This is a genomic window from Rathayibacter sp. AY1A2, assembly GCF_002930935.1.
Lineage (GTDB): Bacteria > Actinomycetota > Actinomycetes > Actinomycetales > Microbacteriaceae > Rathayibacter.
Map to the genome: position 1 here is coordinate 87,109 of NZ_PSTP01000003.1, position 24,296 is coordinate 111,404.

Here is a 24,296-nt window from a genome sequence, read left to right on the forward strand (position 1 = left end):
CTTCGTCGTAGCAGGTCAGTCGGCTCGCCGAGCCTCCTCCACACCCGGCGCACCCCTCTCCGCTCGGCCCCGCGGCGGGCCGTTCGGGGGTCGGCGGCGCTCTTGTGCGCCGAGCCGCCGGGGTCCACCATCGAGCGACGGCCCCCCGCCCGAGGCGGCCGCACCCGACGGGTCAGGGGCGCCATGCGGTCGCGAGGTCTGCTCTTCTGCCTGATCCCGCCGATCCTCTGGGGCGGCATGCTCCCGGTCGCGGACAGCATCGCGGCGACGGTCGACTCCTTCTTCATGACCCTCATCCGCTACACGGCCGCCGCGGTCGTCCTCGCCCTGCTGCTCGCCCGGGCGGAGGGGCTCCGCGCCTTCCGGCTCGACGGCCGCGGGTGGCGGCTGGCGCTGCTCGGCGCCTCCGGATTCGCCGGCTTCGGCCTGCTCGCCTTCACGGCTCTGCGGTTCACCTCGGCCCCGAACGTCAGCCTGATGATGGGGATGATGCCCGCGATCGGCGCGGTGCTCGCGAGCATCGGCGCGCGTCGCCTGCCGCCGGCCGCCACCGTCGGCTGCATCCTGCTCGCGCTCGCCGGAGTCGCGCTCGTCGTCACCCGCGGCGACGTCGCCCTCCTCCTCGACGGCGAGCTGGGGTTCGGCGAGCTGCTCGCCCTGCTCGGAGCGATCTGCTGGGTCGTCTACACGCGCGGAGCCGCGGCGTTCCCCGGCTGGTCGGCGCTGCGGTACTCGACGCTCACCACCGCGCTCGGCTGCCCCTCGATCGCCGTCGCGGTCGCCGTGGCGACGGCCACCGGCTCCGCGCACCCGCCGACCGGTGCCGAGGTGCTCGCGGCCTGGCCGCAGCTGGCCTACCTGATCCTGCTGGCCGGAGTCGTCGCCGTGCTGCTGTGGAACACGGGCATCAAGCTGCTCGGCGCCCTCAACGGCACGCTCTTCCAGAACCTCGTCCCGGTCACGACCTTCGCGATCAGCATGGCGGGCGGCTACCGGCCGGGGCCCGTCGCCCTGCTCGGCGCGGCCATCGTCGTGACGGCGCTGCTGCTCAACAACTGGGCGACGCGGCGCGCGGCCGCGGTCGCCGCGCGCCCCGCGGCGGTGCCGGCTGCGGTGCGCTGAGCGCATCGCGAGAGCCTCCCGCTCGGGGCGGTCACTGGTCGGAGTTGCCGGCCCAGCTGACGGAGCCCTGCGCCTCCTCCTTGCTGATCGGGGACACGTTGCCGCAGTGCGAGCACTCGAGCAGGTAGCGGGTCGAGACGGTCAGGACGGGGACGAAGAAGAGCGAGAGGCGCGTCCGGCGGCGGAGGATCCGCTGCTCGTCGCGCTGCCCGCAGACCCGGCAGACGAAGACGAGCGTCCGGAGGAGGTCCTCGACGACTCGGGTCCCGAAGATGAGGAGCATGCGTCCGAGCGTAGGGAGCAGGGCGCGCTCGGCGGAGGGGGTTGCCGGGGCGCCGTCGCCGCGAAGCGCCGGGCGCAGACGACCACGGCGAGCGCCGTCTCGAGCAGGTCGCCTCCGTAGAACAGCAGGAGCGCCGCCTGGCGTCCGGTCTCGTCCGGCGCCTCCGCGTAGAGCACGGTCGCGAGCAGCCCGTGCGCGGCGATGCCCGCTCCGAGCACGCCCAGGCGCAGGCCGAACGGGGCGCGATGCGGGTTCGGATCGACTCCGGCGAGCGCCGCCGTCATCAGGCAGCCGCTGAGGAGGAAGTGCACGCCGAGTGCGAGGTGCAGCAGCGGATCCGCGTGTGCGGCGGCGAGCAGCCCGGTCGCGTGCACGAGCCAGAGGGAGCCCGTCGAGGGCAGGAGCGCCGTCACCGGGTGGGCGAGGAGACGGGCCGGGCGGCTCCGGAGCAGCCGCGAGAGTCGTCGGGCCGCGGTGACGTCGAGCGCGCGCAGGGCCAGGGTGACGGGGGCCGAGAGCACCAGGAGGAGCGGCGCGAGCATCCCGACGACCAGGTGCGTCAGCATCGCCCCGCGCGGATCCGCGTGCGACCACTCCGCGAGCGGACCCGTGAAGCAGAGCGCCGCGGTCACGAGCCCGCCGAGGAGCAGGGCGGTCCGGTGCAGCGGCCACGGCCGTCCGCGCCGCCGCTCGAGGGCCGCGGCGCCCCCTCCGAGCGCCGCCACCGCGGCCAGCGGGACCAGGAGCAGCAGGCCCGGGTCGAGCAGGGAGTGGTCGGCGTGCGGGGTCACGCCGTCGCGCGCCGTCGCCGAGGCAGGAGGAGGAGCCCCGCCGCGAGCAGCACCGCTCCCGAGGCGATCCAGGCGGAGTCGTAGAGCAGCAGGTCGACGTCGTAGCGGACCTGGTGCACCCGGAGCAGCTTGTGGTCGACGACTCCGTCCCACAGCTGGAACAGCCCCGCCCCCGTGAGCCCCGCGGCCCACGCCGTGCGCGGACGCAGAGCGGATCGGCGCCGGGCGTCGGCGAGCAGGAAGCCGCCGCCGACGAGCGCGAGGATCTCGGCCGCGTGCAGCAGCCCGTCCGAGAGCAGGCCGATCGCCGGAGTGGAGCGGTCGTAGAAGTGGTGCCAGGCGAGGATCTGGTGGAAGACGATCTCGTCGACGGCCGCCATGAGGCCGACTCCGATCAGGAGGCCGCCCTGGAACGCCCGGTCGCCGCGGAGTCCCCGACGCCGCATCCGGTCCCCTCCCGATCGAGTGCCGGGGCCCCGGGATCCCGAGACCCCCGCGCCTCCTCCCGAGGCCCCGCCACCAGGGAAGCGGACGCCCGGATCGCGGCCTAGAGGGTTGACTCCTCGCGCCCGCGCCGGTCGTGCTGCCCCTCCGCTACGGGCTGGGCCGACGAGGCGCAACCCCGCGCGAGGGGCGCTCCCGTTCGGGAGAGTGGAGGCATGCAGCAGCTGACCTACGCCTCCAAGAGCTTCGTGACGACCGACGCCGTGACCGAGGCCCTCCTCGACCTGGTGACCGCGATCGACCGCCAGGAGCACTCCGAGGCGGTCACGGTCCCGGCGTTCACCGAGGACGGCGAGCTCATCGAGGCGAAGATGACGCTCGACGCGAGCAGCGAGCTCGTCGCCGTCCCCGTCGAGGTCTCCATCAAGGACGAGGAGTCGACCACCGGCGCCGTCGAGGCCGCCGTCGAGGACATCCGCTCCCGCATCAAGAGCAACCGCGCCACGATCGCGCGCCCCGTGATCGACGAGGACCCGGAGCCCTACAACTACGAGGAGTTCTGAGCCGCGCCTGCGGGCCTTCACGCCTCCGCACTGAGGTGCCCGGATCTGCTCACGACACGCCGGAGCGGCCAGCCGATCCGGCACCTCAGCGGCCGTCCCTCAGAGCGCGGACGCAGCCCAGCGCGGGTCGAGGGCGTAGTCCGCGAGGCGCTTCTCGAGCGCGGCGCGCACCTGACCGGGAGCGTCGTCGCCCACGAGCAGACGGAACCGGGCGTCGCTCCGATCAGCGACGTGCGCGAGGATCTCCGCCGCCACCTCGGCCGGAGGCGTGCCTCCCTGCGGACCGTCGGTCGGCCAGGGGACCTCGGCCGCTCCGAAGAGCTCCCGCCGCAGGTCGTCGTACTCCGGCATCGGCGCCGCGAACCGCATGCTGCCGCCGGCCCAGTCGGTGGCGATCTCCCCGGGCTGCACGAGCGTCACGCGGACGCCGAAGGGGGCGACCTCTGCGGCCATCGCCTCCGTCCAGCCCTCGAGGCCCCACTTCGCCGCGTTGTAGACCCCGAGCGTCGGCATCGTCCCCACCGCGCCGACGGTCGAGATCTGCACGATGTGTCCGGACCCCTGCCGCCGCATCACAGGCAGCGCGGCCCGGCAGAGCCAGGGCGGACCGAGCAGGTCGACGTCCAGCAGCTCCCTCACCTCGTCCTCGCCCACCTCCTCCGCCGTGCCGATGAGCCCGTAGCCCGCGTTGTCGACGAGGACGTCGAGGCGCCCCTCGATCGCCGTGGCCGCGTCGACGGCGCCGGCGGCTGCGGAGGAGTCCGCGACGTCGAGCCGGTGGACCTGCAGCCGCTCGTGCTCGGGCAGGGAGTGCGCGCCCCGGACCGCGGCCAGGACGCAGTGGCCCTCGGCGAGCGCCGCGAGGACGAGCGCACGCCCCAGCCCGCGGGAGGCTCCGGTGATCAGCCAGGTCTGTCGAGTGGTCATGCCTGCACGCTACTCCGAACAAGACGCTCCGTCTCGTTTCGCAGTAGGATCGGAGAATGGCCACCAGCAGGACACGGCAGCGCGTGCACGCCGCCGTGCTCGACCTCGTCGGGACCGAGGGGCTTCCGCGCCTGACGATGGAGGGCGTCGCCGCCCGCGCCGGAGTCGGGAAGCAGACCCTCTACCGCAGCTGGCCCTCCACCGGTGCGATCCTCTTCGACGCACTCCTCGCGCGGAGCCTGACTCCTGACGGGGCCGTCGCCGTCCCGGACTCCGGAGATCTGCGCGCCGACCTGCTCCTCCTGGTCACCGGCACTGCCGCCGAGCTGAGCGACCCAGTGGCCGAGCCGCTCCTGCGCGCGGTGACCGCTGCGATCCAGACCGACACCGAGCTCGCCGCGCAGTACCGCACCCTGCTGCTCGAGCCCCAGCTGAGCGCGATCGCCGCGCGTCTCGCGAGTGGAGGAGCGGCCGACCCCTCCGGCGCGGCGGAGCTCCTGCTCGGCCCGATCCTCCACCGATGGCTCCTGCGGAGCGGCCCCTTCACCGGCACGTGGGTCGAGCGGCACGTCGACCGGGTCCTGCGAGCGCTCCGCGCCTGACGCGTCCCCACCGACCGGCTGGCCTGCCGGGGCCGCATTCCAGCTGCGCCTCTTGACCGGCGGCGCAGCAGGGAGTCGGATGAGGGCGTGCGCGCGCTGGTCCCCGTCTCCGATCCGTGGTCCGTCGACGGGAGCGGGCGGACGGACGACGGGCCGGTCGATGACCTCTCGGTCCGCGCTGAGCGGGACGGCCGCTCGTACTCGGTCCGCACGCTGCGGCTGACCGGTGTCCGCCTCGGGCCGCGCGGCTCGGTGCACGGAGTGGTCACCGACCCGGTCGCGACGGCCGCGCTGGCGATCGGCTCGCTCCTCCTCTCGGCCATCCCCGCCGGCCTGCCCGGGGACCGGACGCGAGCGGCGATGGTGGCGGCGGAGGCGCGGGCCCAGGAGCTGGCCGCCGACCGGCCCGCGTGGGACGTGAGCGCCCTCCCCCTCGACGGGATCGACTACGCCCTGTTCACCCGGACTCTGCCCGAGGGCGCCGTCGCGCACGCCGACCTCGGCTGGGCCGTCGTCGCGCTGTGGAGCACAGGCCCGCTCCCCCGGGGCCCCTTCCACCTGCTCGAGATCCCCGACGACCCCGTCCCGCGCTGAGTCGCCCGGATCGGCTCGCGACACACCGCAGCGGGGAGCCGATCCGCGTGACTCAGCGAACGGGTCAGCGCACTCGGCCCGGGTTCAGGCGCCCGCGACCGTGGAGCCGCGCACCAGCAGCTCGGTCGGCAGCAGCGTCACGCGCTGCACCTCCTCGCCGGCCAGGAGGCGCACCAGCACGTCCGCCATCGCCTCGCCGAGGCCCGTGGAGGGCTGGCGCACCGTGGTGAGGCGCGGCTCGCTCGCCTCGGCGAAGTAGTCGCCGTCGAATCCCGCGAGCGCGATGTCGCCCGGCACCGTGAGGCCGCGCTCGCGCAGCGCCGTCAGGGCGCCCGACGCCATCTGGTCGTTGGAGGCGAAGACCGCGTCGATCGGCCGGCCGGAGTCGAGCAGGCGGCGCATCGCGGTCGCGCCGTCCTCGGGCGAGTAGTCGCCGTACTCGACGAGCGAGTCGTCGAGGCCCGCGGCGGTGACGGCCGAGCGCCAGCCGGACAGGCGGTCGATCGCGGCGGGCATGTCCTGGCGGCTCGCGATCATCGCGGGGGCCGTGCGGCCGAGGCCCAGGAGGTGCTCGGTGACCGTGCGCGCCGCTCCGGTGTTGTCGACGTCGACGAAGTAGCTGCCGCCCTCCTCCGTCAGCGGCCGCCCGCCGAAGACCACGGGGAGCGAGGCGCCGAGCTGCGCGTAGGAGTGGTCGCCGCTGTGGTGCGAGACGACGAGCGCGCCGTCGACGTTGCCGCCGAGCAGGTAGCGCCGCGTCTTCTCGGGCGCCGCCTCCGACGCGATCACGATGGTGAGCGTGTACTCGGTGCCGGCGAAGGCCATCGCGGCGCCCTGCACGACCGAGGCGAGGAACGGATCCGCGAACACCTTCGCCGCCGACTCCGGCACCACGAGCGCGACGGTCTGCGTGCGGCGGCTGGCGAGGGAGCGCGCGGCGCGGTTGGGCACGTAGCCGAGCTGCTCGATCGCGGCGAGCACGGCCGTCCGGGCGCCGTCCTTCACGCGCGGGGAGTCGTTGACGACCCGGCTGACCGTGGCGCGGGAGACTCCGGCCAGCGCGGCGACGGCTTCGAGGGTCGGGGCGGCCGAGGCGGTGTCGTGGGTCATGCAGGCCTTCCTCGCGGGTGCCTCCGAGGCTAGCCGAGCGCCGGAGGAGCGGGCTCGTGCGGGGCGTCCGCGGCGTGAAGGGGCGCGGATCGCGGCCATTCGGGGGTGATGCGGGGCGGCGGACCGGGCCGGCGGAGCGAGTCCGCGGCGTGCGAGGGCTCGGATAGCGACCGTCCGGGGTGACGCCGGGCGGTCGGGGGCGCCGCCTCGGCGATGGCCGACACGACCGGCGCGCAGCGATCGATCGCCCGCCACCGGCAGCAGGCCGCCCCCGTGACGGTCAGCGCCCGCGGCTAAAGCGCGCGAGGAGGCTCCGGAGCCGCTCGGCCTGCCGGTCGGTGAAGTCGTTCGACAGCCGGAACGCCTCGTTCGTCGGGTCCGCCCCGTTCGCGACATCGCGGATGGCGCGCAGCGCCTGCTCCGACGGCGTCGGCCCGTCCCCCGGACGCGGCTCCGACGGCCCGCTCGAGGGGTCCTCGTCGCGCCGGTCCTTCGGCTCCATGTCGCCTCCTCCGCGCCAGCCTAGGTGGCGGCAGGTCGGGCCAGGAGGCCCGAACGGGGCGTGATCGGCGGAATCCTGCGCGGCAGTGGTCGGGATGCTCCGAGCACGACGACCGGCCGGGTCGAGAACCCGCCGACCGCTCAGTCCACGGCCCGATCCCTCCCCGCAGCTCCCGACCCCCGGACCCGGAGCACCACGGCCCCGGGCCCGAGGCCCCCGTCCCGCGGTCCGATGTCCCCCGACCCGGTCCCGCGGGAGTCTCCGGGCCTCAGCCCTTCACCGCTCCGCTCATGATGCCCGCGATGAGCTGGCGTCCGGCGAGCAGGAACAGCACCAGCAGCGGGATCACCGAGAGCACGGCGCCGGCCAGCACGATCGAGTAGTCGACGTAGTAGCCCGACTGCAGCTGCGCGAGCGCCGTCTGCAGGGTCGGATTCGTGGGGCTGAGGACGATCAGCGGCCAGAGGAAGTCGGTCCACGCCATCATGAACGTGAAGAGCCCGAGGATCGCCATCGCCGGTCGTGCCGCCGGGACGGCGACGGTGAGGAACGTCCGGAACTGGTTCGCTCCGTCCACGCGCGCCGCCTCGATCAGCTCGTCCGGGATCACGTCGACCAGGTACTGCCGCATGAAGAACACGCCGAACGCGGTGACCAGCGTCGGCACGATCACGGCGCCGAGCGAGCCCGTCCAGCCGAGCTGCCGCATCAGGATGAACAGCGGGATGATGCCCAGCTGCGTCGGGATCGCCATGGTCGCGACCACTCCGATCATCAGGCCGTCGCGCCCGCGGAACCGCAGCTTCGCGAAGGCGTAGCCGGCGAGCGTCGAGAACGACACGACCGACAGCGTGATGATCCCCGAGACGATGACGCTGTTCAGCAGCGCCGTCCAGAACGGGATCGCCGTCAGCACCTGCGAGGCGTTGGCGAGGAAGTTGCCGCCGGGGACGAGCGGCAGGGTCTCGCTGCGGGTCGCGTTCGAGCCGCTCGCCACGACGAACGACCACCACAGCGGATAGGTCGAGCCGAGGATGAAGGCGCTCAGCAGCCCGTACGTGAGGAAGCCGGGCCGGTCGACGCGGCCGGCGCGGGAGGCGCGGACGCGGCGCACCGGGAAGGCGGCGGAGGTGGTCATCGCTCGCTCTCGTTCTGGCCGAGGCCGGTGGTGGTGAGCAGGGGGTCCGCGGCGGCGATCTCGTCGGCGGTCGCGGGGCGGGCGGAGCGCCGCTTCGAGCGCTGCGAGATCCGGTTCTCGACGGAGGCGATCCGCCGCGAGATCGCGAAGTTCAGCAGGCCGATCAGCACGATCAGGAGGAACAGCAGCCACGCGATCGCGGCCGCCTCACCGAAGTTCTGGCGGAAGAACGCCATCTCCCAGAGGTAGAGGACGGTGGTCTGGAACTGCCGGTCCGAGCCGCCGATGCCGCCCGCGTTCGACACGTCGAACAGGCGCGGCTCCGCGAAGATCTGCAGGCCGCCGATGGTGGCGGTGATGATCACGAAGATCAGGGTCGGCCGGATGCTGGGGATCGTGATCGAGCGGAAGCGGCGGAACGCGTTCGCTCCGTCGATCGCGGCCGACTCGTGCAGCTCGCGCGGCACGGCCTGCATGGCGGCGAGGAGGATGAGGGCGTTGTAGCCGGTCCAGCGCCAGTTGACCATCGTCGCGATCGCGACGTGGCTGGCGAGGCGGTCGTTCGTCCACTCGATCGGGCTGATGCCCACCAGGCCGATCAGGTTGTTGATCAGGCCCTCCTGGTCGCTGAACACGCTCGAGAAGATCAGCGCGACCGCGACCGGCGAGACGATGTACGGCAGCAGGACGCTCATCCGCCAGAAGGTGCTGGCCCGCAGCGCCTGGTCGAGGGCGGCTGCGAGCAGCAGCGCGACGGCGAGCTGCGGGATCGTGGAGAGCAGGAAGATGCTCAGCGTGTTGACGATCGAGTTCCAGAAGAAGCGGTCGCCGAGCACGGCCGCGAAGTTCGCGAACCCGACGAAGTCGCCCTGGCCCTGCAGCAGCTGCCAGTCGTAGAGCGACACGACGAGCGTGTAGACCAGCGGGAACGCTCCGGTGAGCGCGAAGAGCAGGAAGAACGGCGAGATGTAGAGGTAGGGCGAGGCCTTCACGTCGAAGCGGCTCGCGCGCTGGCGGAAGGTCAGCGGGAGTCGGGGCGCCGGGCGCCGCTTCCCCGCGGGGGGCGTCGCCGTGGTCGGCGGGGTGAGTGTGCTCGTCATGGCGCTCTCTTCGAGGTCGAGTCGGAGTCGGAGGGGATGCGGCGGGGCCGGAGTCTCTCGTGCGGCGGGGCCGGCCGGGAGGAGTCGCGGGCAGCGGGGCCGGAGAGGCCTCGGCCGGCGGGCGGCAGCGTTTCTCCCGGCGGCGAGGTGGCCCGGGATGCGGACGGCCCGGCCGCACGGGGACCGGGAGGTCCGGTGGCGACCGGACCTCCCGGATCGGGTGGGCGTCGGCCCGGAGGCGTCAGCCCCCGGGCGTCGGCCCGGAGGCGTCAGCCCCCGGGCGTCGGCCCGAAAGGATCAGTCGACGAGCTCACCGAGGAGCTGGAGCGCCTCGTTCCAGCCCTCCTTGCCGTCGATCTCGCCGCGGTCGACCTTCTGCAGGACCGGTCCGAAGACGTTCTCCTGGATCAGCGAGTCGTCCGGGCCCTTGTACTGGGCGACGACGCCCTCGGCGCGCTGCGCGAGGATCGCGCCGGTCGGGGAGTCGTTCATGCCGGGGTCGGGAGCGGCCGCCGAGGCGAGCTCCTTCTGCGCGTCGAGGGTGCTCGGGAACGGTCCGGCCGCCTCGAACGCCTTCAGCTGCTGCTCCGGCTCACTGAGCCACGACGCCAGCGCGGCGGCCTCGGCGGGGTGCTTCGACTGGGTCGGAACCGAGAGGAACGAGCCGCCCCAGTTGGCGGGGCCGCCGGGGAAGACGTCGGCGAAGTCCCAGCCGGTGGCCTCGGCCTTCCCGCCGCCGGCCTCGACGTTGCTCTTCAGCGTGCCGAACATCCAGCCCGGGCAGACGAAGGTGGCGAAGGTCTGGTCGGTGAACGACTTGCCCTTGTTCCAGTCCCACGCCTTCTGCGCGGCCGAGAGGCCGGAGGCGGTGGCGTCGGTCAGCTGGCCCCAGCGCTCCTCGAGCTCCGGGTTGCCCTCGACGTTCAGCTCGCCGTCGGAGGTGTAGTACCCCTCGGGCAGCTGGTTGACCATGGCGTTCCAGACGAATCCGGAGTGGTCGAACCAGGCCTTGCCGGTCGCGTCGTGGTACTTCTGGCCGGCGGCGAAGTAGTCGTCCCAGGTCGCGTCCGGTCCGCCGAGCATCTCGGCGACTGCGGCGCGGTCGGTGGGCATGCCCGCTGCCTCGAAGGCGGCGGTGTTGTAGCAGAGGCCCTCGGGTCCGATGTCGGTGCCGTAGCCGATGACGCGTCCCTCGGGGTCGGTCGCCTGCTCGTACTTCCAGTCGACCCAGTCGGCCTTGCGGTCCTCGATGCCGTGGTCGCGCAGGTCGACGAACTGGTCCGAGACCTCCATGACGGAGCCGAGCCAGCCCTCCTCGATGGCGACGACGTCGGCGAGTCCGGACCCGGCGGCGAGCTTGGTGAACGCGTCGGTCCGCGCGTTGCCGCCGGTGTCGATGTTGTTCGGGACGATGGTGATCCCCGGGTTGGCGTCCTCGTACTCGCCGTAGAGCTCGTCGAAGCCCATGGCGTTGAACGTGGTGACGGTCAGCTCGATCTCGCCGCCCTCGGAGGCGTCGGATCCCGACGAGCATCCGGTGACGATCAGGGCGAGGGCCGAGGCGCCGGCGATCGCCGCGGCGATCCTGGTGCGTCGTGAATAGGGCACGGTCACTCCTTCGTGATGGTGGTGGGGCACCCCTGGGAGCGCTCTCACGCGTGCTGTTCCGCGTATGTGAGAGCGCTCTCACGAGGTGTGCGGCGAGCTTACGCACGCCCCCGCGGAGAGGTCAAGCGTTTTCGAGAGAGCGCTCTCATCGATTTGATGGTCCGCGCCCAGCCGCGCGCCTCCCCGCCGCCCTCGCCCCACGAGAACGCAGAAGTCGCGGTACTCGAACGCGAGTACCGCGACTTCCATGGACTCACCGCCCCCTGCCGATCGAGTAGCGGCTACTCGACCAGCAGGCCGACCTCAGCCCACCAGCACCGCGAAGCCCTGCGCGGGCAGCTGCACGGAGACGGCTCCGGACGGCGACGTCTCGCTCACGAGCGCGCCGTCCTGCGAGTAGACGCGCAGGGTGCCGGAGCCGCCCGAGACGCCGATCGCCGTGGTGCGCACCCCGTCGGTGGAGTTGCGGATCAGCTCGGTGCGGCCGCCCTCTCCTCCGACCACGAGGCGCGTCACCAGCGGGCGCACCAGCAGCGCATCGAGGCGCGTCCGGCCGCTCAGCGGGCGGACCTCGACGCTCGACGAGCCGGCCGGCACGGTGCGGCGGAGCTTCTCCGGGAGCAGCGCGCCCGACGCCTCCGTCACCCCCTGCGACCCGACGGTCGAGCGGAGCAGGTCGAGCGGGCGCTTGCCGGACGTCCAGACGCTCAGCGGCGTGCGCTCCGTGCCGCGCTGCGGCTGGTCGATGACGGCCTCCACCACGCGGTCCTGCGTGGACGAGCCGATCGGGATCGACACCGCGCGGCGCGGGTCGGTCAGCGAGAGGTACGAGCCGCTCCAGCCGGCCTCCCCCGTCCAGGACGACTCGGGCGTGACGACGGTGCCACCGCGCGCACTCTCCGCCTCGACCAGCGTCAGCCCGTCGCGCGAGCGCTCGGTGGCGACGGAGCGCGCACGGTCGGCGACCTCCGGGTGCTCGTCGAGCGCCAGCATCGCCAGCAGGCCGTGGATCGTGCTCTCGGCGCCGCTGTTGCGGTTGACGGACCCGTCGGCCTGGACGCCGTCGAAGACGACTCCGGTGGCCGGGTCGTAGACCGGGCCGAGGCTGCGGTTCAGGCCGAAGAACCAGGCGCCCTGCACGGCCGCGAGGTCGGTGAAAGCGCTGGAGTCGGTGGCGTCGGCCAGGGCGAGCGAGTTCTGCAGGCGGGAGTCGGCTCCGTAGGCGATCTGCACGCGGTCGGTCGGAGTGGGGTTCCAGCCGTTGTCGGGGCCGCCGGCGGTGAGCAGCTCCGGAGCGAAGCGGGCGCCGTCGACGATCGCGGGCTCGAGGAGGGAGGAGTCATCGAGCGCCGCGGACGACGCGGCGAGTCCGCCGGCCATCTGCGACGACCAGGAGTGCCAGAGCGTGCGCGATTTCGTCCACGGGAGGATCGCGCCGTACGGCCAGGCGGTGGTGTCCGCTTCCGTCGTCGTGGTGCGGGCGTAGGCGGCGACGCCCTCGGCGAGCTCGGCCGTGCTCGTGCGGACCGCGGAGTCGTCGGGGGCGGCCTCGAGGTAGGCGGAGAGGCCGAGCAGCGCCTCCGAGGTGGCGTCGGCGCCGTCGACGATCAGCCAGGCCGGCACCCGCACGCCGTCGGCCTGCGCGTACTCGCCGTAGCGCGTGAGCACCTCGCGGTCGACCGCCGCGACGCCGAGCCGCAGCCGCTCCTGCAGGAAGGCGGCGAACTCCGGATCCGTGTCGCGGAACGCCGCGTAGCCCTCGCCGAGCGCCCAGAGGGTGCGGGCGAGCCAGTAGCTGTCCTCGGAGTCGCTCGGATCCGGCAGCTCGACCGGCTCGGCGCTCGCGTTCAGCTCCCCGTCGGTCTGCATCCAGAGCACCACGTTCCCGGCGTCGTCGCCCTCGGTGGTCTGGAAGTAGGCGAGGGCGCGGAGCGTCTCGAAGGCCTTCTCGCGACTCTCGGTCGATCCGGTCTGCTGCCAGTGGCGGAGGTAGACGACGGCGGCGCGCGAGATGTCGTCGGTGTTGAACGCACCCTGCTCGTAGTCGCCGGTCGCCGGATCGAGGCGACCGCCGCCGACGCGCTCGAAGGTGCCGCCGTCACGGGCGTCGGCGTAGGTCCACGGCATCACCAGGGTCGGCTCCTCGTCGAGCCGGTAGGTGGTGTGGCCGGGCTCGGGCACCGGAGTGGCGGTGTCGAGGAGGAAGTCGAGGTGCGCCGTGTTCGTCAGCGGCTCGGCCGCCTGCGCGGGGGTCGCGCCGAGGGCGAGGCCCCCGACGGTGAGGGCGGCGGCGGCCAGGACGGCCGCCGATCTGGTGAGCGTGTTCGTCATCGAACTCTCCTTGGGTGGGGTGCGGGGGGCGGATCTCGATAGGCCCGCGGTACGGGCTGCTCGATCAGCGGGAGGCGCCGGCGGACTCGATCAGCGGCGTCAGCCGTCCGTCCGGACGAGGCGGGCCGCGCCGATCTTCGAGTCGGCCATGCCGTAGAAGACGTAGTGCTGTCCGTCGATCTCCTCGATCGCCGTCGGGAAGACGACGTTCGGGACGATCCCGCTGCGTTCCTCCTCCGTCTCGGCCTCGAGCAGCGGCTCGGCGGTGCGCGCGATCACCCTCGACGGGTCATCGCCGTCGAGGAGGATCGCTCCGGCCGAGTAGTTCACGTGCTGCTGCTGCGCGAAGGCGCTGTCGATCACTCCGGTGACCCCGTGATGGATGAGCAGCCACCCCTCGGGCACGCGCAGCGGCGCGGGGCCGCCGCCGACCTTCAGCTCCTCGAACGGGAACTCCGGGCCCGCGAGGAACCGGTGCCGCGTCCAGCGCGTGAGGCTCGCCAGGTCGCGGTCGACCTCGTCCACCGGCACGTAGCTGATCCAGATGCTCTGCCGCGGGTCCTCGATCCCGGCCGGGAGGCGCACGCCCTCGCCCGGCCGCGTCTCGCCGAGGTCCCACATCGGCCGGTGCAGCACCGCGAACGAGCGGGTGCCGTCCGGGGCGGCGACGATCTCGGGGAAGAACACGCAGTCCTTGTTGTGGAACAGGCCCAGGTCGATGTCGAGCGCGTCGTCGTAGGCGAAGGTCACCGGGCCCAGGCGCCGCCAGTCGCGGAGGTCCTCCGACACGGCGAGCGCCGTCCGGGGCCCGAGCGGCCCGTAGGCGACGTACGTCATCACGTGCAGGCCGAGCGCCTCGATGAAGGTGATCCGCGGATCCTCGACGCCGGCGTTGTGCGCGCCGCGCTCGAAGCCGCGGTCGGGCGCGAGCACGACGCCCTCGCGCTCGACTCCGACGGGCACGCCGCCCTCGACGATCACGCGGGCGAGGCCCACGCGGGAGACGTTGCCGGCGGCGACCATCCGGGGCAGGAGGTACAGCTCGCCGTCGGGTCCGCGGCCGCTGCCGGGGTTGAGCACCCCTTCGGCTTCGAGCTCGTCGCCCGGGGCGGGCTCCATCACGACGCCGACGCGCTCGAGACGGTAGGGGACAGTGGTGAGGGTGGGAGACATGGTCAGCCTTTCACTCCGGATCCGAGATCGGTCGAGACGAAGTAGCGCTGGAACACGATGAACAGCACCACGACGGGCGCGGCGAGCACGACGGCTCCCGCGAGGATCGCCCCGAACGGGTTGTCGGTCGACGACGCCACGTTCGAGATGTAGTTGGCCAGGGACACGGCGAGCGGCTGCAGCGACGCGTCCTTGGTGATGAGGAACGGCCAGAGGAACTCGTTCCAGGGGCCGATGAAGGTCAGCAGCACGGCGGTCACCAGCGCGGGCCGCACCAGCGGGAGCGCGATGGTCCACAGCAGCTTCAGCTCGCCGGCGCCGTCGATCCGGGCCGCCTCGAACAGCTCCTTGGGGAGCTGCAGGAAGTACTGCCGGAAGATGATCACCGCCGTCGAGTTGATGGCGAACGGCAGGATCATCCCGAGGTGGCTGTCCGCGAGGCCGTAGTCGCGCGCGATCAGCACGTAGAGCGGGATCTGCAGCAGCTGGAACGGGATGACCTGCACCAGCAGCGCGAGCGCGAACACCGCGTTGCGCCCCCGCCACTGCAGCATCGCGAGCGCGTATCCGGCGAGGACGCCGAAGAACACCGTGCACAGCAGCACGCCGCCGGTGAAGATCCCGGAGTTGACCAGTCCGGTGAGCAGGCTGATCCGCTCGTTCACGTTGACGTAGTTGTCGAGCGTGAGGTTGCCCGGCTCCGGGATCCCTCCGGCCAACGTGGGGTCCGGATCCGTCTGCAGGGAGCCGACGATCATGTAGTAGAAGGGGAAGAGGAAGACGATCGCGCCGATCGCGAGCACGACTCCGCGCAGGATCACGGCTCCGCGGCTGGAGCCGACGGGACGCCTCCGCGGCGACTTCTCGGGGGCGACGGCGGCGGGCACGGCCGAGGCGGCGCCTCCGGCACTGGACAGGGTGCTCATGAGTTCCTCTCCCCCGCGAAGCGGTTCTGCAGATAGGCGATGACCAGCACCAGCAGCACCAGGACCACGCCGATGGCCGAGGCCACGTCGGGCTGCCCCTGCTGGATCCCGAGCTGGTACATCAGCAGCACGGGCGAGGCGGACGCGCCGTTGGGGCCGCCTCCGCCGGTGAGGAGGTAGGGCTCGGTGAAGAGGTTCGCCCCGGTGACGGTCGACACCAGCAGCACCAGGAGGGTCGCCGGCCGCACGCTCGGCACGGTCACCGACCAGAACTGGCGGATGCGTCCGGCGCCGTCGGTCGAGGCCGACTCGTAGAGCTCCTTCGGCACGTTCTGGAGCGCCGCCAGGTACAGCAGGATGTAGAACCCGAGCTGCTTCCAGGTGACGTAGAGAGCGATGATCGGCATTGCGAGCTGCTCGTTGATCAGCCACGACGGGTTCGGCGCGAGCGGCCCGAGGAGGCTGTTGACCAGCCCGTTCCCGTTGAAGAGGAACAGCCAGACGCCGACGACCGCGACGCTCGCCGTGACGTAGGGCACGTAGAAGCTGACGCGGAGGAACGTCCGCAGGTGCACGACCTTGTCGAGCGCCGCGGCGAGAAGGAGCGAGAGCACCACCGTCAGCGGCACGTTGATCACCAGGAAGATCCCGATGTTGCCGAAGGAGCGGATGACCTGCGGGCTCGAGAACGCCGCGACGAAGTTGTCGAGGCCGACGAAGGGCCGCTCCACCTGCACGCCGGGAGCTGCGAAGAAGAAGTCGTGGAACGCGATCCAGACCGAGTAGACGACCGGGAACGCGAAGACCGCGAGCACGAAGAGGAGGTAGGGGCTGCCGAACAGCAGCCCGAGGGGCTGGGGCCCGAGGACGCGGTGCACCAGGCTCCGCTTCCCCGGTGCCCCGGCCGGCGCGGGCCGGCGGGTGAGGGTGGTCACGGCCGGGTCACTGCTGGCCGGCGAGCCCGGTGACGGTCTCGGCCGCTCCGTCGAGCGCCGTCTTCACGTCGCCCTCGCCGAAGATGACCGTCTTGCCCCACGCGTCGCGGATCGCCTGCAGCATCTGCACGGTGTTCGGTCCGGACGGCACCTCGATGGTGCGGCTCGCCTGGTCGCCGAAGCGCTGGTAGGCGGGGTTCGCCTCGAAGTAGACGGCGTAGGTGGTCTGCAGGTCGGTGCGCAGCGGCATCTGCCCGGTGGTCTCGAGCAGCGAGCGGTCCTGCTCCTCGCTGGTCGCGAACTTCAGCACCTCCCACGCCGTGCCCTTGTTGGCGCAGGCGGAGTAGAGGCCGACGTTCTTCGCGTCGCTGAAGGTCCAGGTGTCCTCGGCGGGCGTGCCGTCGGGGGTGGGCACCGAGACGGAGCCCCAGTTCAGGTCGTCGTAGACCGAGACCGCCCACGGGCCGACGATCGACATCGCGGCCTGGCCGTCGGCGAAGGCGTCGCCCTGGTACTGCTCGCGGCCGGCGAGGCCCTGGTCGTAGAGGCTCTTCCAGAAGTCGGCGACCTCGTAGCCGTCGTCGTCGGCGAAGGTGGCCTTGCCGTCCTCGACGAGGCTCGTCCCTCCGGTGGCCGCGGCGTAGAGCGGCATGAAGTCGAACTGGGTCTGGAAGAACTCGCTCGTGGGCGCGGGCTGGATCGCGGCGGGGGCGGCTCCCGACTCGACCAGCGTCTTCGACGTGGCGAGGAAGTCGTCGTAGGTCGACAGCGACGGGTTCTCGGGGTCGAGGCCCGCCTTCGCGAAGAGGTCCTTGTTGTAGAAGATGACGACCGGGTTGCTCTTCCACGGCATCTGGAAGTACTCGCCGTCGGCGTTCTGGTACTGCTCCGCGAGGTCGCCGCTGCGGGTCTCGATGTAGTCGGCGCCGCCGTCGAATTTCGAGAGGTCGACGAGTCCGCCCTGGCGCTCGAACTGGCCGACCGCGCTCGGGGCCGTGTTGAAGACGAGGCACGGCGCGTTGCCGGCCGTGATCGCGGCTCCGATGACCTCCTCGCTGCTCTTGCCCGCGGGGATCTCCTGCCCGGTGATCTCCTCGTCCGGGTGATCCGCGTTCCACGCGTCGACCATCGCCTTGCCCCACTGCACCTCCTGCTCGTTGTTCGAGTACCAGATGGTGATCGGGCCGGTGGCGGTGAGGTCGGTCGACGCTCCGCCACCACCGCTGCAGGCGGTGAGGGCGAGGGTCGCGAGGGAGGCGGTGGCGATCCCGGTCAGCCAGCGTCTCGTCGTCGAGGGGGCCATGGTGTTCTCCTTGTCCGGCGTGCGCGACGGTGCGCACGCGTCTTCAGTGGGTCGACGGCCGCGGAGGAGCGGTCGAGTGGCGCACCACGAGGCCGGCGGGCTCGAGGTCGACGTCGGGGGCGCTGCCGGACTCGATGAGGTCGAGCAGCGTGCGGGCGGCCTCCTCGCCCCAGCGCGCGGGGCGCGTGCGGGCCGAGGTCAGCGACGGGTAGACGTGGGCGGCGATCTCGGAGTCGTCGAAGCCCGTGATCGAGAGGTCGTCGGGGAGCCGGAGCCCGCGGGCGTGCGCGACGCCGAGCCCGGCGATGGCCATCGGGTCGTTGCCGAAGACGATCGCGGTGGGCGGGGTCGGGCTGTCGAGGAGGCGCTCCGTGGCTGCCGCGCCCTGCTCCGCGCTGAAGTCGGTAGCGATGGGGGTGGTGGGTTCGAGTCCCACCACCGTGCAGGCTTCTGTGAAGGCGTCGCGGCGGCGGGAGGAGTGGAGCAGGTGGTTGGGCCCCGCGACGTGGGCGATGCGGCGGTGGCCGAGCTCCGCCAGGTGCCGGACGGCGTCCGCGATCCCGGCGGAGTCGTCCATCACGACGGCGGGTGAGGAGGAGCCCTCCAGCCGCCCGAGCGTGACGGCCGGGATCTGCAGCTCGGCGAGCAGCGCCGGCCGGGAGTCGTCCTGCCGGAGGTCGGTGAGGAACACCCCGTCGACGCGGCGGTCGGCCGCGAGCGTGCGGTAGACGGCCTCCTCGGAGGCGCCCGGGTCGACGACGCTGAGCACCAGCACCCGGCCGCGCTCGGCGAGCACCCGCTCCACTCCCGAGATGAAGGAGGGGAAGAACGGGTCGGCCGCGATGACCGCCGGGTCGCGCGCCACGACGAGGCCCACCGCGAACGAGACGCTGGTGGAGAGGGAGCGGGCGGTGAGGCTGGGCCGGTAGCCGAGCTCGGCGGCGACGCGGAGGATCCGCTCGCGGGAGTCGGGCGAGACGCCCGGCCGGTCGTTGAGCGCGAACGAGACGAGCGCCTTGCTCACGCCGGCCTCGCGCGCGACGTCGAGGATCGTCGGTCTGCCCGCCATAGGAGCTCCTTCGCTCGTCGCCGCGCCTGAACCGGTTTTGTAAACCGGTTCAGAGCACCGTAGCAGGGAGGTGGGCGGACGAGAAGAGGGAGGTGGACGAGGCGGTGCGCGTGCCACCTGGAGCCTGTTTCCCGCCTGTCCCCGGTGCTGGGACGCGCAGGCGTCGGCCGGTCGCTACGGTGACGGACGCTTGTGCAGGGGCGCCCGGGATGGCCGCCGAGCGAGTGACTCCAGGCCGCTCACGGAACCGTCGTACGGCGGAATCTGAGAGCCCTCCGCGTCCCGGCTCCGGCCCGGCTGGCTGGTGCTGGAGTGTCCCGGTGCCCGGAGACCCCGCAGGCACCCCCCGACCCGAGAGAGAGAACGATCATGGCCCGCCCCCACACCGCCAGCCGCACCACGAGCGAGCAGCGCACCGAGCACGCCGAGCAGTACTCGGCCGGAGCGCGCTACGCGTCGGAGGCGTTCGGCACCTTCCTCCTGGTCGCCGGCGGCGTCGGCACCGCGGTCTTCGCCTCCGCCTTCCCCGACTCCGGCAACGCGCTCGGAGTCGGCTTCCTCGGCGTCGCCCTCGCCTTCGGCCTCACCGTCATGGCCGGCATCTACGCCGTCGGCCACATCTCCGGCGGCCACTTCAACCCCGCCGTCAGCATCGGCCTCGCCATCGCCGGCCGGACCGAGTGGAAGCACATCCCCGGCTACATCATCAGCCAGATCCTCGGTGGACTCGTCGGAGCTGGAATGGTCTTCCTCGTCGCCGCCGACCGCCCCGCCGGCTACCTCGCGGCCGCCCGCGACTCCGGCTTCGCCTCCAACGGCTACGGCGCCGCCTCCCCCGGCGGCTTCGGCCTCGGCGCGGTCCTGCTGACCGAGATCGTCCTGACCGCCGTCTTCGTCGCCGTCATCCTCTCGGTCACCGCGAAGAGCGAGTACAAGGCCGTCGCACCGCTCGCCATCGGCTTCACGCTGACCCTCGTGCACCTGATCAGCATCCCGGTGAGCAACACGTCGGTGAACCCGGCGCGGTCCATCGCCGCCGCAGTGTTCGCGGGGCCGGATGCGCTGGGGCAGGTGTGGGTGTTCATCGTGGCACCTGTCGTCGGAGCGGCAATCGCGGGGGTGGGGACGAAGGTGCTGAACCGGCGGAAGTAGGAGATTGATGGGGCGCACCGCGACAGGCGCCCCCCCTCACGCAAGGGCACACTGATGCTTCCGATGCGCCTAGAAGGACAATCGGGTGTCCCGCGTTCCCTCAGCAGGGTGGCGGTGTGAGTAGAGCAATCAAGACTCGATCGAATCCACTGATGCAACACGCGGAGGCAGATCCGATGAGCGCTCAGGCATCGCCTGCGACCGCGCGTCTCGGGAAGCTAATGTCATTCGAGGCGACGGCGCCTCCTAATCCGCCGTTGCATGGTTCGATTGCACTTGCGCAGGGCTCGACTCCGCGCAGAATAGCGAGGAGATCCCATGGCGAAGACAGACTTTTCCGCCGCGCGTTCGCGTCTCACCCTCGAGCTTCTGGCGGAAGCTGGGACAGCTGTGCCACGGGCCCTGCTCTGGACTCAAATCCTCGAGCGGTTCCCTCTAACGGAGGTGGAAACCGAAGCGAACACGAACGGGGCTCCTCGCGGTATGACCGCTTGGGCGTGGACTACCGCCGAGTTCGTCAAGGCGGGTTGGATGATGAAGGATCGCACGACCGGCTGGTCAATCACTCTTGATGGCCGGGACGTCCTCGAGCGCGAACCTGACGCTGACCGACTTCGAGTTGAAGCCCGCAACCGCTACACCGCCTGGAGTCACTCTCGCGATTCAGCGCGTGCCGCGTCGCTCACGAGCGGCATCGTCCCGCAGAACGAGGCGCAGGAGGAGATCCTTCGCGCTGCGGCACTGTTCGTCGAGCGTGGGTTGAGCGACGGCGCATCCGTCTTCTCTCCCGGACGCACCGTCTGGACGAAAGACGTCGCAGACGAGTTGATGCGCCGGTTCGTGGAGTCCGACGGCAAAGACGGCGAGGGTTTCCTCGGCAAGGTGGCCGTACAGCTCCGCGATGCGAGCGATGGCGCTCGCTTGCTGATGGCTGAACTCGTTGCGCTGCAACTGTTGCCTGCGTCCATCGGCGCCATTGGCGAGAAGGCAAAGCGCGATCGGGTGACCTTCATGCTGAACCTGATGGATCACCCAGTGCGCATCCCCGCCGAAGTCGATCGAGCGTTCAGTGCGGGCTCCTTCAACCCAGGAACACGTATGGCCAGCGCGCTCGGAGCGGCTGTATCGATCCTCGTCGCCTTCGTCGCATCGTGGACTCGTCTCGAGGCTGAGGAGAAAGAAGATCTGCTCGCGGATCCGTGGGCGATGCGGGACTTCGTGCGCCGCATCCCCGGTGAGCGCTTCCCCAGCCAGAGGTCTGCGCTGCTTTACCTGATGCACCCGGAGACTTACGTGAGCATCGTCTCGGATGCGCACAAGACGGCGATCCGAGATGCGTTCATCGGCGAGGTCGGCGGTGTCGAGAGCGGGGACCTTGATCGTGACCTCCTCGCCATCACGATCGCCCTTCAGATCAAGACCGGAGGGGCTGTCGCCTACTACGAAGAGCCACTGAAATCCGCCTGGAAGCCCGAAGCCGAAGCAGACCTCCTGCCCACACTCGGCCCCTCCCTCGATGTAGACGAAGTCGGCGTCGACGAAGCGGGACAAAGTTCGCCCTTCCCACGTGTCACTTCCGCACTCGCCGAGAGTCTCTTCATGGGGCCGCAGTGGCCTCAGATGACGCTCGACCTGCTGGAGCGGCGCCGCCAGATCATCCTGCACGGCCCGCCCGGAACCGGGAAAACCTTCCTTGCCCGCAAACTCGCGGCACACGTCGCTGCTGGCGCGGAAACACTGCTCGTGCAGTTTCACCCCAGCTACTCATACGAGGACTTCGTGGAGGGATACCGTCCGATCTCCTCGAACGGCTCCCTGAGCTACGAGCTGAAGGAAGGCCCGTTCCGGCGCATCGCTCGCGACGCAGCGAAGAACCCTGACCGAAACTACGTTTTCGTGATCGACGAGATCAACCGGGGAAATCTGCCCAAAATCTTCGGTGAGCTCTATTTCCTTCTCGAGTACCGCGACGAACGCATTGCTTTGCTGTACGGCAGCGAAGACGGTTTCAAGTTGCCGAAAAACGTCTTCATCATTGGCACGATGAACACGACCGACCGTTCCATCGCGCTTTTGGATAGCGCCATGCGCCGCCGCTTCTCCTTCCTCGAGATGCATCCGGACGTCGAGCCGACCGCGAGCGTCCTGCCACGGTGGCTCGCGAGCCGTGGTCTGGCCGACGAAGCAGCGCAACTGCTGACCATGCTGAACGAACGCATCCCAGAACGCGCCGCTCGAATCGGACCCAGCTACCTGATGCCGTCCGACGGAGACCTCTCCGAAGAGCGACTCCAAGAAATCTGGCGGCACGAGATCATCCCGCTACTCGAGGAGTACCACTACGGAGAGGACCGCGACGTCCACCGCGATTACGGCCTCGATTCGCTTCGCAGACACCTTCGCTTGAATTCCGATCAGTGACCGACCACATCCAAGATGTTGTGCTGCGCGAAAGCTCTCCGCCAGCACGTGTGCATCTCCCCGACGCCGCCGCCGCCGAAATCGCGAGGATGCGCATCGCCACAGTCACGCCGCTCGGCAATCAGGAGTGGTTGTTGAGCAGTGTCGAGAAGGTGGGGGTGGTACGGCTCGGCTCAGTCGAGCTACGCATCGAGCCGAAGGTTCCCTTGCACTCCCTCTTCTTCTTGCTCTCCAGAACCCTCGAGTGGAACAACTGGCGGGAGGAGGAGGTGACACTCGACAGCGTCACCGACCTCTATCCCGCGATCGCCGAACTGTTCGCTCGCGCCTCGGAGCGCGTCCTCCGCGACGGCATTTTGCGCTCCTACCGAGAGCATCGTGCTGCTGAATCGACGGTTCGTGGGCGCTGGCTCGTCGCCGAGCAACTCCGCCGCCGGCACGGCCTACCTCTCCCGGCCGAGCTGGCGTACGACGACTTCACAAGCGACATCGACGAGAACCGCATGCTTCGCTCCGCGGCAAGGCGTCTGCTCCGGCTTCCGAACCTCGCGGCGCCATTGCGAAAGCGCCTCTATCGAATAGATGCCGAGCTAGCTGATGCCGAGGTACTCACGCGCGGCGTGCCGCTCCCCCAGCCACACTTCGATCGCCGCAACCGCCGCTACCGCACCGCTCTCGGATTCGCGCGCCTGATCCTTGAGGACGCGTCCCTCGAGCGCGGCCTCGCGAGCATCACAGGGTCCGGCTTCCTGCTGACGATGTCGAGCCTGTTCGAGCGCTTCATCGGAGCAGAAATCGCTCGCGCCACCGCCTCCTACGGAGGGACCATCCAGTCGCAGAGACGCGACTACCTCGATCGCGACGACCTGGTCTTGGTGAAACCAGATCTAGTTTGGCTGCGAGACCGGACAGTTGCCGCCGTATTCGACGCGAAGTACAAGGCAGAGAAGCCCGCCGGGTACCCCAATGCCGACATTTACCAAATGCTCGCCTACTGTATCCGCCACGGCGTCAGCGAAGGCCACCTCATCTACGCCGCAGGCAACGGAACACCACAGCACATCGTGACGAGGCAATCGAACGTGACCATCGTCTGCCACGCCATCGCGCTCGACGAACCGCCCGCGCAGATCATGCGCCAGATTGACAAGCTGGTCCAGCAAGCCGTGGGCTGAGTCGCTGGGACGGAGAGCCATCGGTGAGGTATATCCCAACTAGACGTCAGGCAGGTCCGCGGAACCCCGTCCAGCCAGGGTCACTTCTTATCTTGTCTGGCACTCGCCTCCGTGACTCTTTGACTTCAACTGGACAAGTAGGGGTTGGAGGCGGCATGTCGGGTCAGCTGGTCGGGTACATGCGGGTCAGCACGCTGGATCAGAGCACGCTCCGCCAGCTCGATGGCATAACGCTGGATCGGGTGTTCGAGGACAAGGCCTCCGGCAAGGACGTGAACCGTCCACAGCTCGAAGCGTTGATCGGATTCGTTCGCGACGGGGACACCGTGCTGGTGCATTCCATGGATCGGCTCGCCAGGAATCTCGAGGATCTGCGCCGGCTGGTGCGCCGACTGACGGACAAGAAGGTTCGCGTCGAGTTCGTCAAGGAGCAGCTCACCTTCACGGGCGAGGACAGCGCGATGGCGAACCTACTGCTGAACATGATGGGCGCGTTCGCGGAGTTCGAACGCGAACTTATCCGAGAATGCCAACGCGAAGGCATCGCCCTGGCCAAGCAGCGCGGCGCCTACCGCGGCCGCGCCCGCTCGCTCTCTTCCGCGCAGGTCGCCGAGCTCCTCGAGCGCGTTGCAGCCGGCGTCCCAAAGACCGTCTTGGCGAATGACTACGGCGTCAGCAGAGAGACCGTCTACGCGTACCTGCGCGCCGCCGCGCCTGCACCCGCGAACTAGCACCGCCACCGCAAAGGCTCGCAGAGGACACCAACGAGCTGTCCCGTTTGACGCCCCCGGGATTCAGTCCTCTACGCCTAGCTAAATTTTGTCCTTGCGGTATAACTTCACCTCACCGGATGCGAGCTCAACCGGAACCACGGGAATCGACTCGGCTCTCAGTCCTTCTCCTGAACCCCGCACCTTGCGGAACGGCCCGCCCGGCTCACTCGGCCATTCGAGCTTCGTCCCGGGGCCATCGGGGGTGTTGACAGTTATGGGTGCGTCAGTCATGGGCTGAGCGTAGGTAGAGCGAC

General features: G+C 70.7%; 24 protein-coding genes. 8 read left to right on the forward strand and 16 right to left on the reverse strand.

Translation table 11 applies throughout. From position 1 onward, the window contains the following. Positions 1 to 183 precede the first annotated feature (183 nt). On the forward strand, positions 184 to 1,122 hold the full coding sequence (locus tag C5B93_RS04425) for a DMT family transporter (RefSeq protein ID WP_104291897.1): 939 nt from the start codon (positions 184 to 186) through the stop codon (positions 1,120 to 1,122). Between the two features lie 31 nt (positions 1,123 to 1,153). Here C5B93_RS04425 and C5B93_RS17860 read toward each other — a convergent pair whose 3' ends face one another. Genes C5B93_RS17860 through C5B93_RS04440 form a run of 3 tightly spaced genes read right to left on the reverse strand, consistent with a single transcriptional unit; the run spans position 1,154 to position 2,642 of the window. Further along, positions 1,154 to 1,312 carry a hypothetical protein gene (locus tag C5B93_RS17860; RefSeq protein WP_374953132.1) on the reverse strand — a complete coding sequence of 53 codons (159 nt, stop codon included), beginning with the start codon at positions 1,310 to 1,312 and terminating at the stop codon, positions 1,154 to 1,156. Beyond that, positions 1,264 to 2,196 (reverse strand): cytochrome c oxidase assembly protein, encoded by a 933-nt coding sequence (locus tag C5B93_RS04435; protein ID WP_181067995.1) that lies wholly within the window; start codon positions 2,194 to 2,196, stop codon positions 1,264 to 1,266. Before C5B93_RS04435 ends, C5B93_RS17860 begins: the two co-directional genes overlap by 49 nt. Then, positions 2,193 to 2,642, reverse strand: a complete 450-nt coding sequence (locus C5B93_RS04440; RefSeq protein WP_104268776.1) for a DUF2243 domain-containing protein — start codon at positions 2,640 to 2,642, stop codon at positions 2,193 to 2,195. Before C5B93_RS04440 ends, C5B93_RS04435 begins: the two co-directional genes overlap by 4 nt. A gap of 213 nt (positions 2,643 to 2,855) precedes the next feature. Here C5B93_RS04440 and C5B93_RS04445 point away from each other — a divergent pair, with 213 nt between their 5' ends. After that, the gene (locus C5B93_RS04445) at positions 2,856 to 3,203 is read left to right on the forward strand and encodes a hypothetical protein (RefSeq protein WP_104223965.1); all 348 of its coding nucleotides are present in this window, start codon (positions 2,856 to 2,858) and stop codon (positions 3,201 to 3,203) included. A gap of 99 nt (positions 3,204 to 3,302) precedes the next feature. Here the strand turns inward: C5B93_RS04445 and C5B93_RS04450 are convergent, their stop codons facing one another. Then, on the reverse strand, positions 3,303 to 4,130 hold the full coding sequence (locus C5B93_RS04450; RefSeq protein ID WP_258068128.1) for an SDR family NAD(P)-dependent oxidoreductase: 828 nt from the start codon (positions 4,128 to 4,130) through the stop codon (positions 3,303 to 3,305). Between the two features lie 56 nt (positions 4,131 to 4,186). On the opposite strand from C5B93_RS04450, the gene C5B93_RS04455 reads away from it, so the two are divergent. Beyond that, positions 4,187 to 4,732 carry a TetR/AcrR family transcriptional regulator gene (locus C5B93_RS04455; protein ID WP_104232939.1) on the forward strand — a complete coding sequence of 182 codons (546 nt, stop codon included), beginning with the start codon at positions 4,187 to 4,189 and terminating at the stop codon, positions 4,730 to 4,732. Between the two features lie 87 nt (positions 4,733 to 4,819). Then, positions 4,820 to 5,326 (forward strand): hypothetical protein, encoded by a 507-nt coding sequence (locus C5B93_RS04460; protein WP_104291900.1) that lies wholly within the window; start codon positions 4,820 to 4,822, stop codon positions 5,324 to 5,326. Positions 5,327 to 5,410: 84 nt separating this feature from the next. Here C5B93_RS04460 and C5B93_RS04465 read toward each other — a convergent pair whose 3' ends face one another. From C5B93_RS04465 to C5B93_RS04515, 11 genes are all read right to left on the reverse strand, one after another. Further along, entirely contained in the window at positions 5,411 to 6,436 is a 1,026-nt protein-coding gene (locus C5B93_RS04465) for a LacI family DNA-binding transcriptional regulator (RefSeq protein WP_104250504.1), read from the reverse strand. Positions 6,437 to 6,716: 280 nt separating this feature from the next. Next, positions 6,717 to 6,938, reverse strand: coding sequence for a hypothetical protein (locus C5B93_RS04470; RefSeq protein WP_104291901.1), 222 nt, complete (start codon positions 6,936 to 6,938; stop codon positions 6,717 to 6,719). Positions 6,939 to 7,206: 268 nt separating this feature from the next. Continuing rightward, a complete protein-coding gene (locus tag C5B93_RS04475; protein ID WP_104291902.1) occupies positions 7,207 to 8,076 on the reverse strand; it encodes a carbohydrate ABC transporter permease in 870 nt (289 codons plus the stop codon). Then, positions 8,073 to 9,176, reverse strand: a complete 1,104-nt coding sequence (locus tag C5B93_RS04480) for a carbohydrate ABC transporter permease (protein ID WP_104247219.1) — start codon at positions 9,174 to 9,176, stop codon at positions 8,073 to 8,075. The genes C5B93_RS04475 and C5B93_RS04480 overlap by 4 nt, the downstream gene beginning before the upstream one ends. 297 nt (positions 9,177 to 9,473) lie before the next feature. Beyond that, entirely contained in the window at positions 9,474 to 10,784 is a 1,311-nt protein-coding gene (locus tag C5B93_RS04485) for an ABC transporter substrate-binding protein (protein ID WP_104291903.1), read from the reverse strand. A 303-nt stretch (positions 10,785 to 11,087) separates the two neighbouring features. After that, positions 11,088 to 13,115, reverse strand: coding sequence for a hypothetical protein (locus tag C5B93_RS04490; protein WP_104291904.1), 2,028 nt, complete (start codon positions 13,113 to 13,115; stop codon positions 11,088 to 11,090). A gap of 99 nt (positions 13,116 to 13,214) precedes the next feature. Continuing rightward, positions 13,215 to 14,288: a glycosidase gene (locus C5B93_RS04495; protein WP_104260547.1), complete on the reverse strand. Its 1,074-nt coding sequence runs from the start codon at positions 14,286 to 14,288 to the stop codon at positions 13,215 to 13,217. Between the two features lie 2 nt (positions 14,289 to 14,290). Further along, positions 14,291 to 15,214 carry a carbohydrate ABC transporter permease gene (locus C5B93_RS04500; RefSeq protein ID WP_104291905.1) on the reverse strand — a complete coding sequence of 308 codons (924 nt, stop codon included), beginning with the start codon at positions 15,212 to 15,214 and terminating at the stop codon, positions 14,291 to 14,293. Further along, positions 15,211 to 16,149 carry a carbohydrate ABC transporter permease gene (locus C5B93_RS04505; RefSeq protein WP_104291906.1) on the reverse strand — a complete coding sequence of 313 codons (939 nt, stop codon included), beginning with the start codon at positions 16,147 to 16,149 and terminating at the stop codon, positions 15,211 to 15,213. The genes C5B93_RS04500 and C5B93_RS04505 overlap by 4 nt, the downstream gene beginning before the upstream one ends. A 7-nt stretch (positions 16,150 to 16,156) precedes the next feature. Then, positions 16,157 to 17,452: an extracellular solute-binding protein gene (locus C5B93_RS04510; RefSeq protein WP_104291907.1), complete on the reverse strand. Its 1,296-nt coding sequence runs from the start codon at positions 17,450 to 17,452 to the stop codon at positions 16,157 to 16,159. 43 nt (positions 17,453 to 17,495) lie between these two features. Continuing rightward, positions 17,496 to 18,521, reverse strand: coding sequence for a LacI family DNA-binding transcriptional regulator (locus tag C5B93_RS04515; RefSeq protein ID WP_104291908.1), 1,026 nt, complete (start codon positions 18,519 to 18,521; stop codon positions 17,496 to 17,498). Between the two features lie 369 nt (positions 18,522 to 18,890). On the opposite strand from C5B93_RS04515, the gene aqpZ reads away from it, so the two are divergent. From aqpZ to C5B93_RS04535, 4 genes are all read left to right on the forward strand, one after another. Next, positions 18,891 to 19,673 carry an aquaporin Z gene (gene aqpZ, locus C5B93_RS04520; RefSeq protein ID WP_104291909.1) on the forward strand — a complete coding sequence of 261 codons (783 nt, stop codon included), beginning with the start codon at positions 18,891 to 18,893 and terminating at the stop codon, positions 19,671 to 19,673. A gap of 318 nt (positions 19,674 to 19,991) precedes the next feature. Further along, positions 19,992 to 22,094, forward strand: coding sequence for an McrB family protein (locus C5B93_RS04525; protein ID WP_104291910.1), 2,103 nt, complete (start codon positions 19,992 to 19,994; stop codon positions 22,092 to 22,094). Next, complete coding sequence (locus C5B93_RS04530) at positions 22,091 to 23,269, forward strand: McrC family protein (protein WP_146078436.1); 1,179 nt, start codon at positions 22,091 to 22,093, stop codon at positions 23,267 to 23,269. The genes C5B93_RS04525 and C5B93_RS04530 overlap by 4 nt, the downstream gene beginning before the upstream one ends. A 155-nt stretch (positions 23,270 to 23,424) precedes the next feature. Then, positions 23,425 to 24,000 (forward strand): recombinase family protein, encoded by a 576-nt coding sequence (locus C5B93_RS04535; RefSeq protein WP_104291912.1) that lies wholly within the window; start codon positions 23,425 to 23,427, stop codon positions 23,998 to 24,000. 81 nt (positions 24,001 to 24,081) lie between these two features. Here C5B93_RS04535 and C5B93_RS16910 read toward each other — a convergent pair whose 3' ends face one another. Beyond that, positions 24,082 to 24,273, reverse strand: coding sequence for a hypothetical protein (locus C5B93_RS16910; RefSeq protein WP_146078437.1), 192 nt, complete (start codon positions 24,271 to 24,273; stop codon positions 24,082 to 24,084). Positions 24,274 to 24,296: the final 23 nt, after the last annotated feature.

What these genes read in the sequence shown, in the direction of transcription:
- C5B93_RS04470 (WP_104291901.1), bottom strand. Translation starts at nt 6,938, where the DNA reads ATGGAGCCGAAGGACCGGCGCGACGAGGACCCCTCGAGCGGGCCGTCG.
- C5B93_RS04510 (WP_104291907.1), bottom strand. Translation starts at nt 17,452, where the DNA reads ATGGCCCCCTCGACGACGAGACGCTGGCTGACCGGGATCGCCACCGCC.
- C5B93_RS16910 (WP_146078437.1), bottom strand. Translation starts at nt 24,273, where the DNA reads ATGACTGACGCACCCATAACTGTCAACACCCCCGATGGCCCCGGGACG.
- C5B93_RS04515 (WP_104291908.1), bottom strand. Translation starts at nt 18,521, where the DNA reads ATGGCGGGCAGACCGACGATCCTCGACGTCGCGCGCGAGGCCGGCGTG.
- C5B93_RS04480 (WP_104247219.1), bottom strand. Translation starts at nt 9,176, where the DNA reads ATGACGAGCACACTCACCCCGCCGACCACGGCGACGCCCCCCGCGGGG.
- C5B93_RS04475 (WP_104291902.1), bottom strand. Translation starts at nt 8,076, where the DNA reads ATGACCACCTCCGCCGCCTTCCCGGTGCGCCGCGTCCGCGCCTCCCGC.
- C5B93_RS04425 (WP_104291897.1), top strand. Translation starts at nt 184, where the DNA reads ATGCGGTCGCGAGGTCTGCTCTTCTGCCTGATCCCGCCGATCCTCTGG.
- C5B93_RS04535 (WP_104291912.1), top strand. Translation starts at nt 23,425, where the DNA reads ATGTCGGGTCAGCTGGTCGGGTACATGCGGGTCAGCACGCTGGATCAG.
- C5B93_RS04500 (WP_104291905.1), bottom strand. Translation starts at nt 15,214, where the DNA reads ATGAGCACCCTGTCCAGTGCCGGAGGCGCCGCCTCGGCCGTGCCCGCC.
- C5B93_RS04490 (WP_104291904.1), bottom strand. Translation starts at nt 13,115, where the DNA reads ATGACGAACACGCTCACCAGATCGGCGGCCGTCCTGGCCGCCGCCGCC.
- C5B93_RS04525 (WP_104291910.1), top strand. Translation starts at nt 19,992, where the DNA reads ATGGCGAAGACAGACTTTTCCGCCGCGCGTTCGCGTCTCACCCTCGAG.
- C5B93_RS04440 (WP_104268776.1), bottom strand. Translation starts at nt 2,642, where the DNA reads ATGCGGCGTCGGGGACTCCGCGGCGACCGGGCGTTCCAGGGCGGCCTC.
- C5B93_RS04450 (WP_258068128.1), bottom strand. Translation starts at nt 4,130, where the DNA reads ATGACCACTCGACAGACCTGGCTGATCACCGGAGCCTCCCGCGGGCTG.
- C5B93_RS04455 (WP_104232939.1), top strand. Translation starts at nt 4,187, where the DNA reads ATGGCCACCAGCAGGACACGGCAGCGCGTGCACGCCGCCGTGCTCGAC.
- C5B93_RS04465 (WP_104250504.1), bottom strand. Translation starts at nt 6,436, where the DNA reads ATGACCCACGACACCGCCTCGGCCGCCCCGACCCTCGAAGCCGTCGCC.
- C5B93_RS04495 (WP_104260547.1), bottom strand. Translation starts at nt 14,288, where the DNA reads ATGTCTCCCACCCTCACCACTGTCCCCTACCGTCTCGAGCGCGTCGGC.
- aqpZ (WP_104291909.1), top strand. Translation starts at nt 18,891, where the DNA reads ATGGCCCGCCCCCACACCGCCAGCCGCACCACGAGCGAGCAGCGCACC.
- C5B93_RS04445 (WP_104223965.1), top strand. Translation starts at nt 2,856, where the DNA reads ATGCAGCAGCTGACCTACGCCTCCAAGAGCTTCGTGACGACCGACGCC.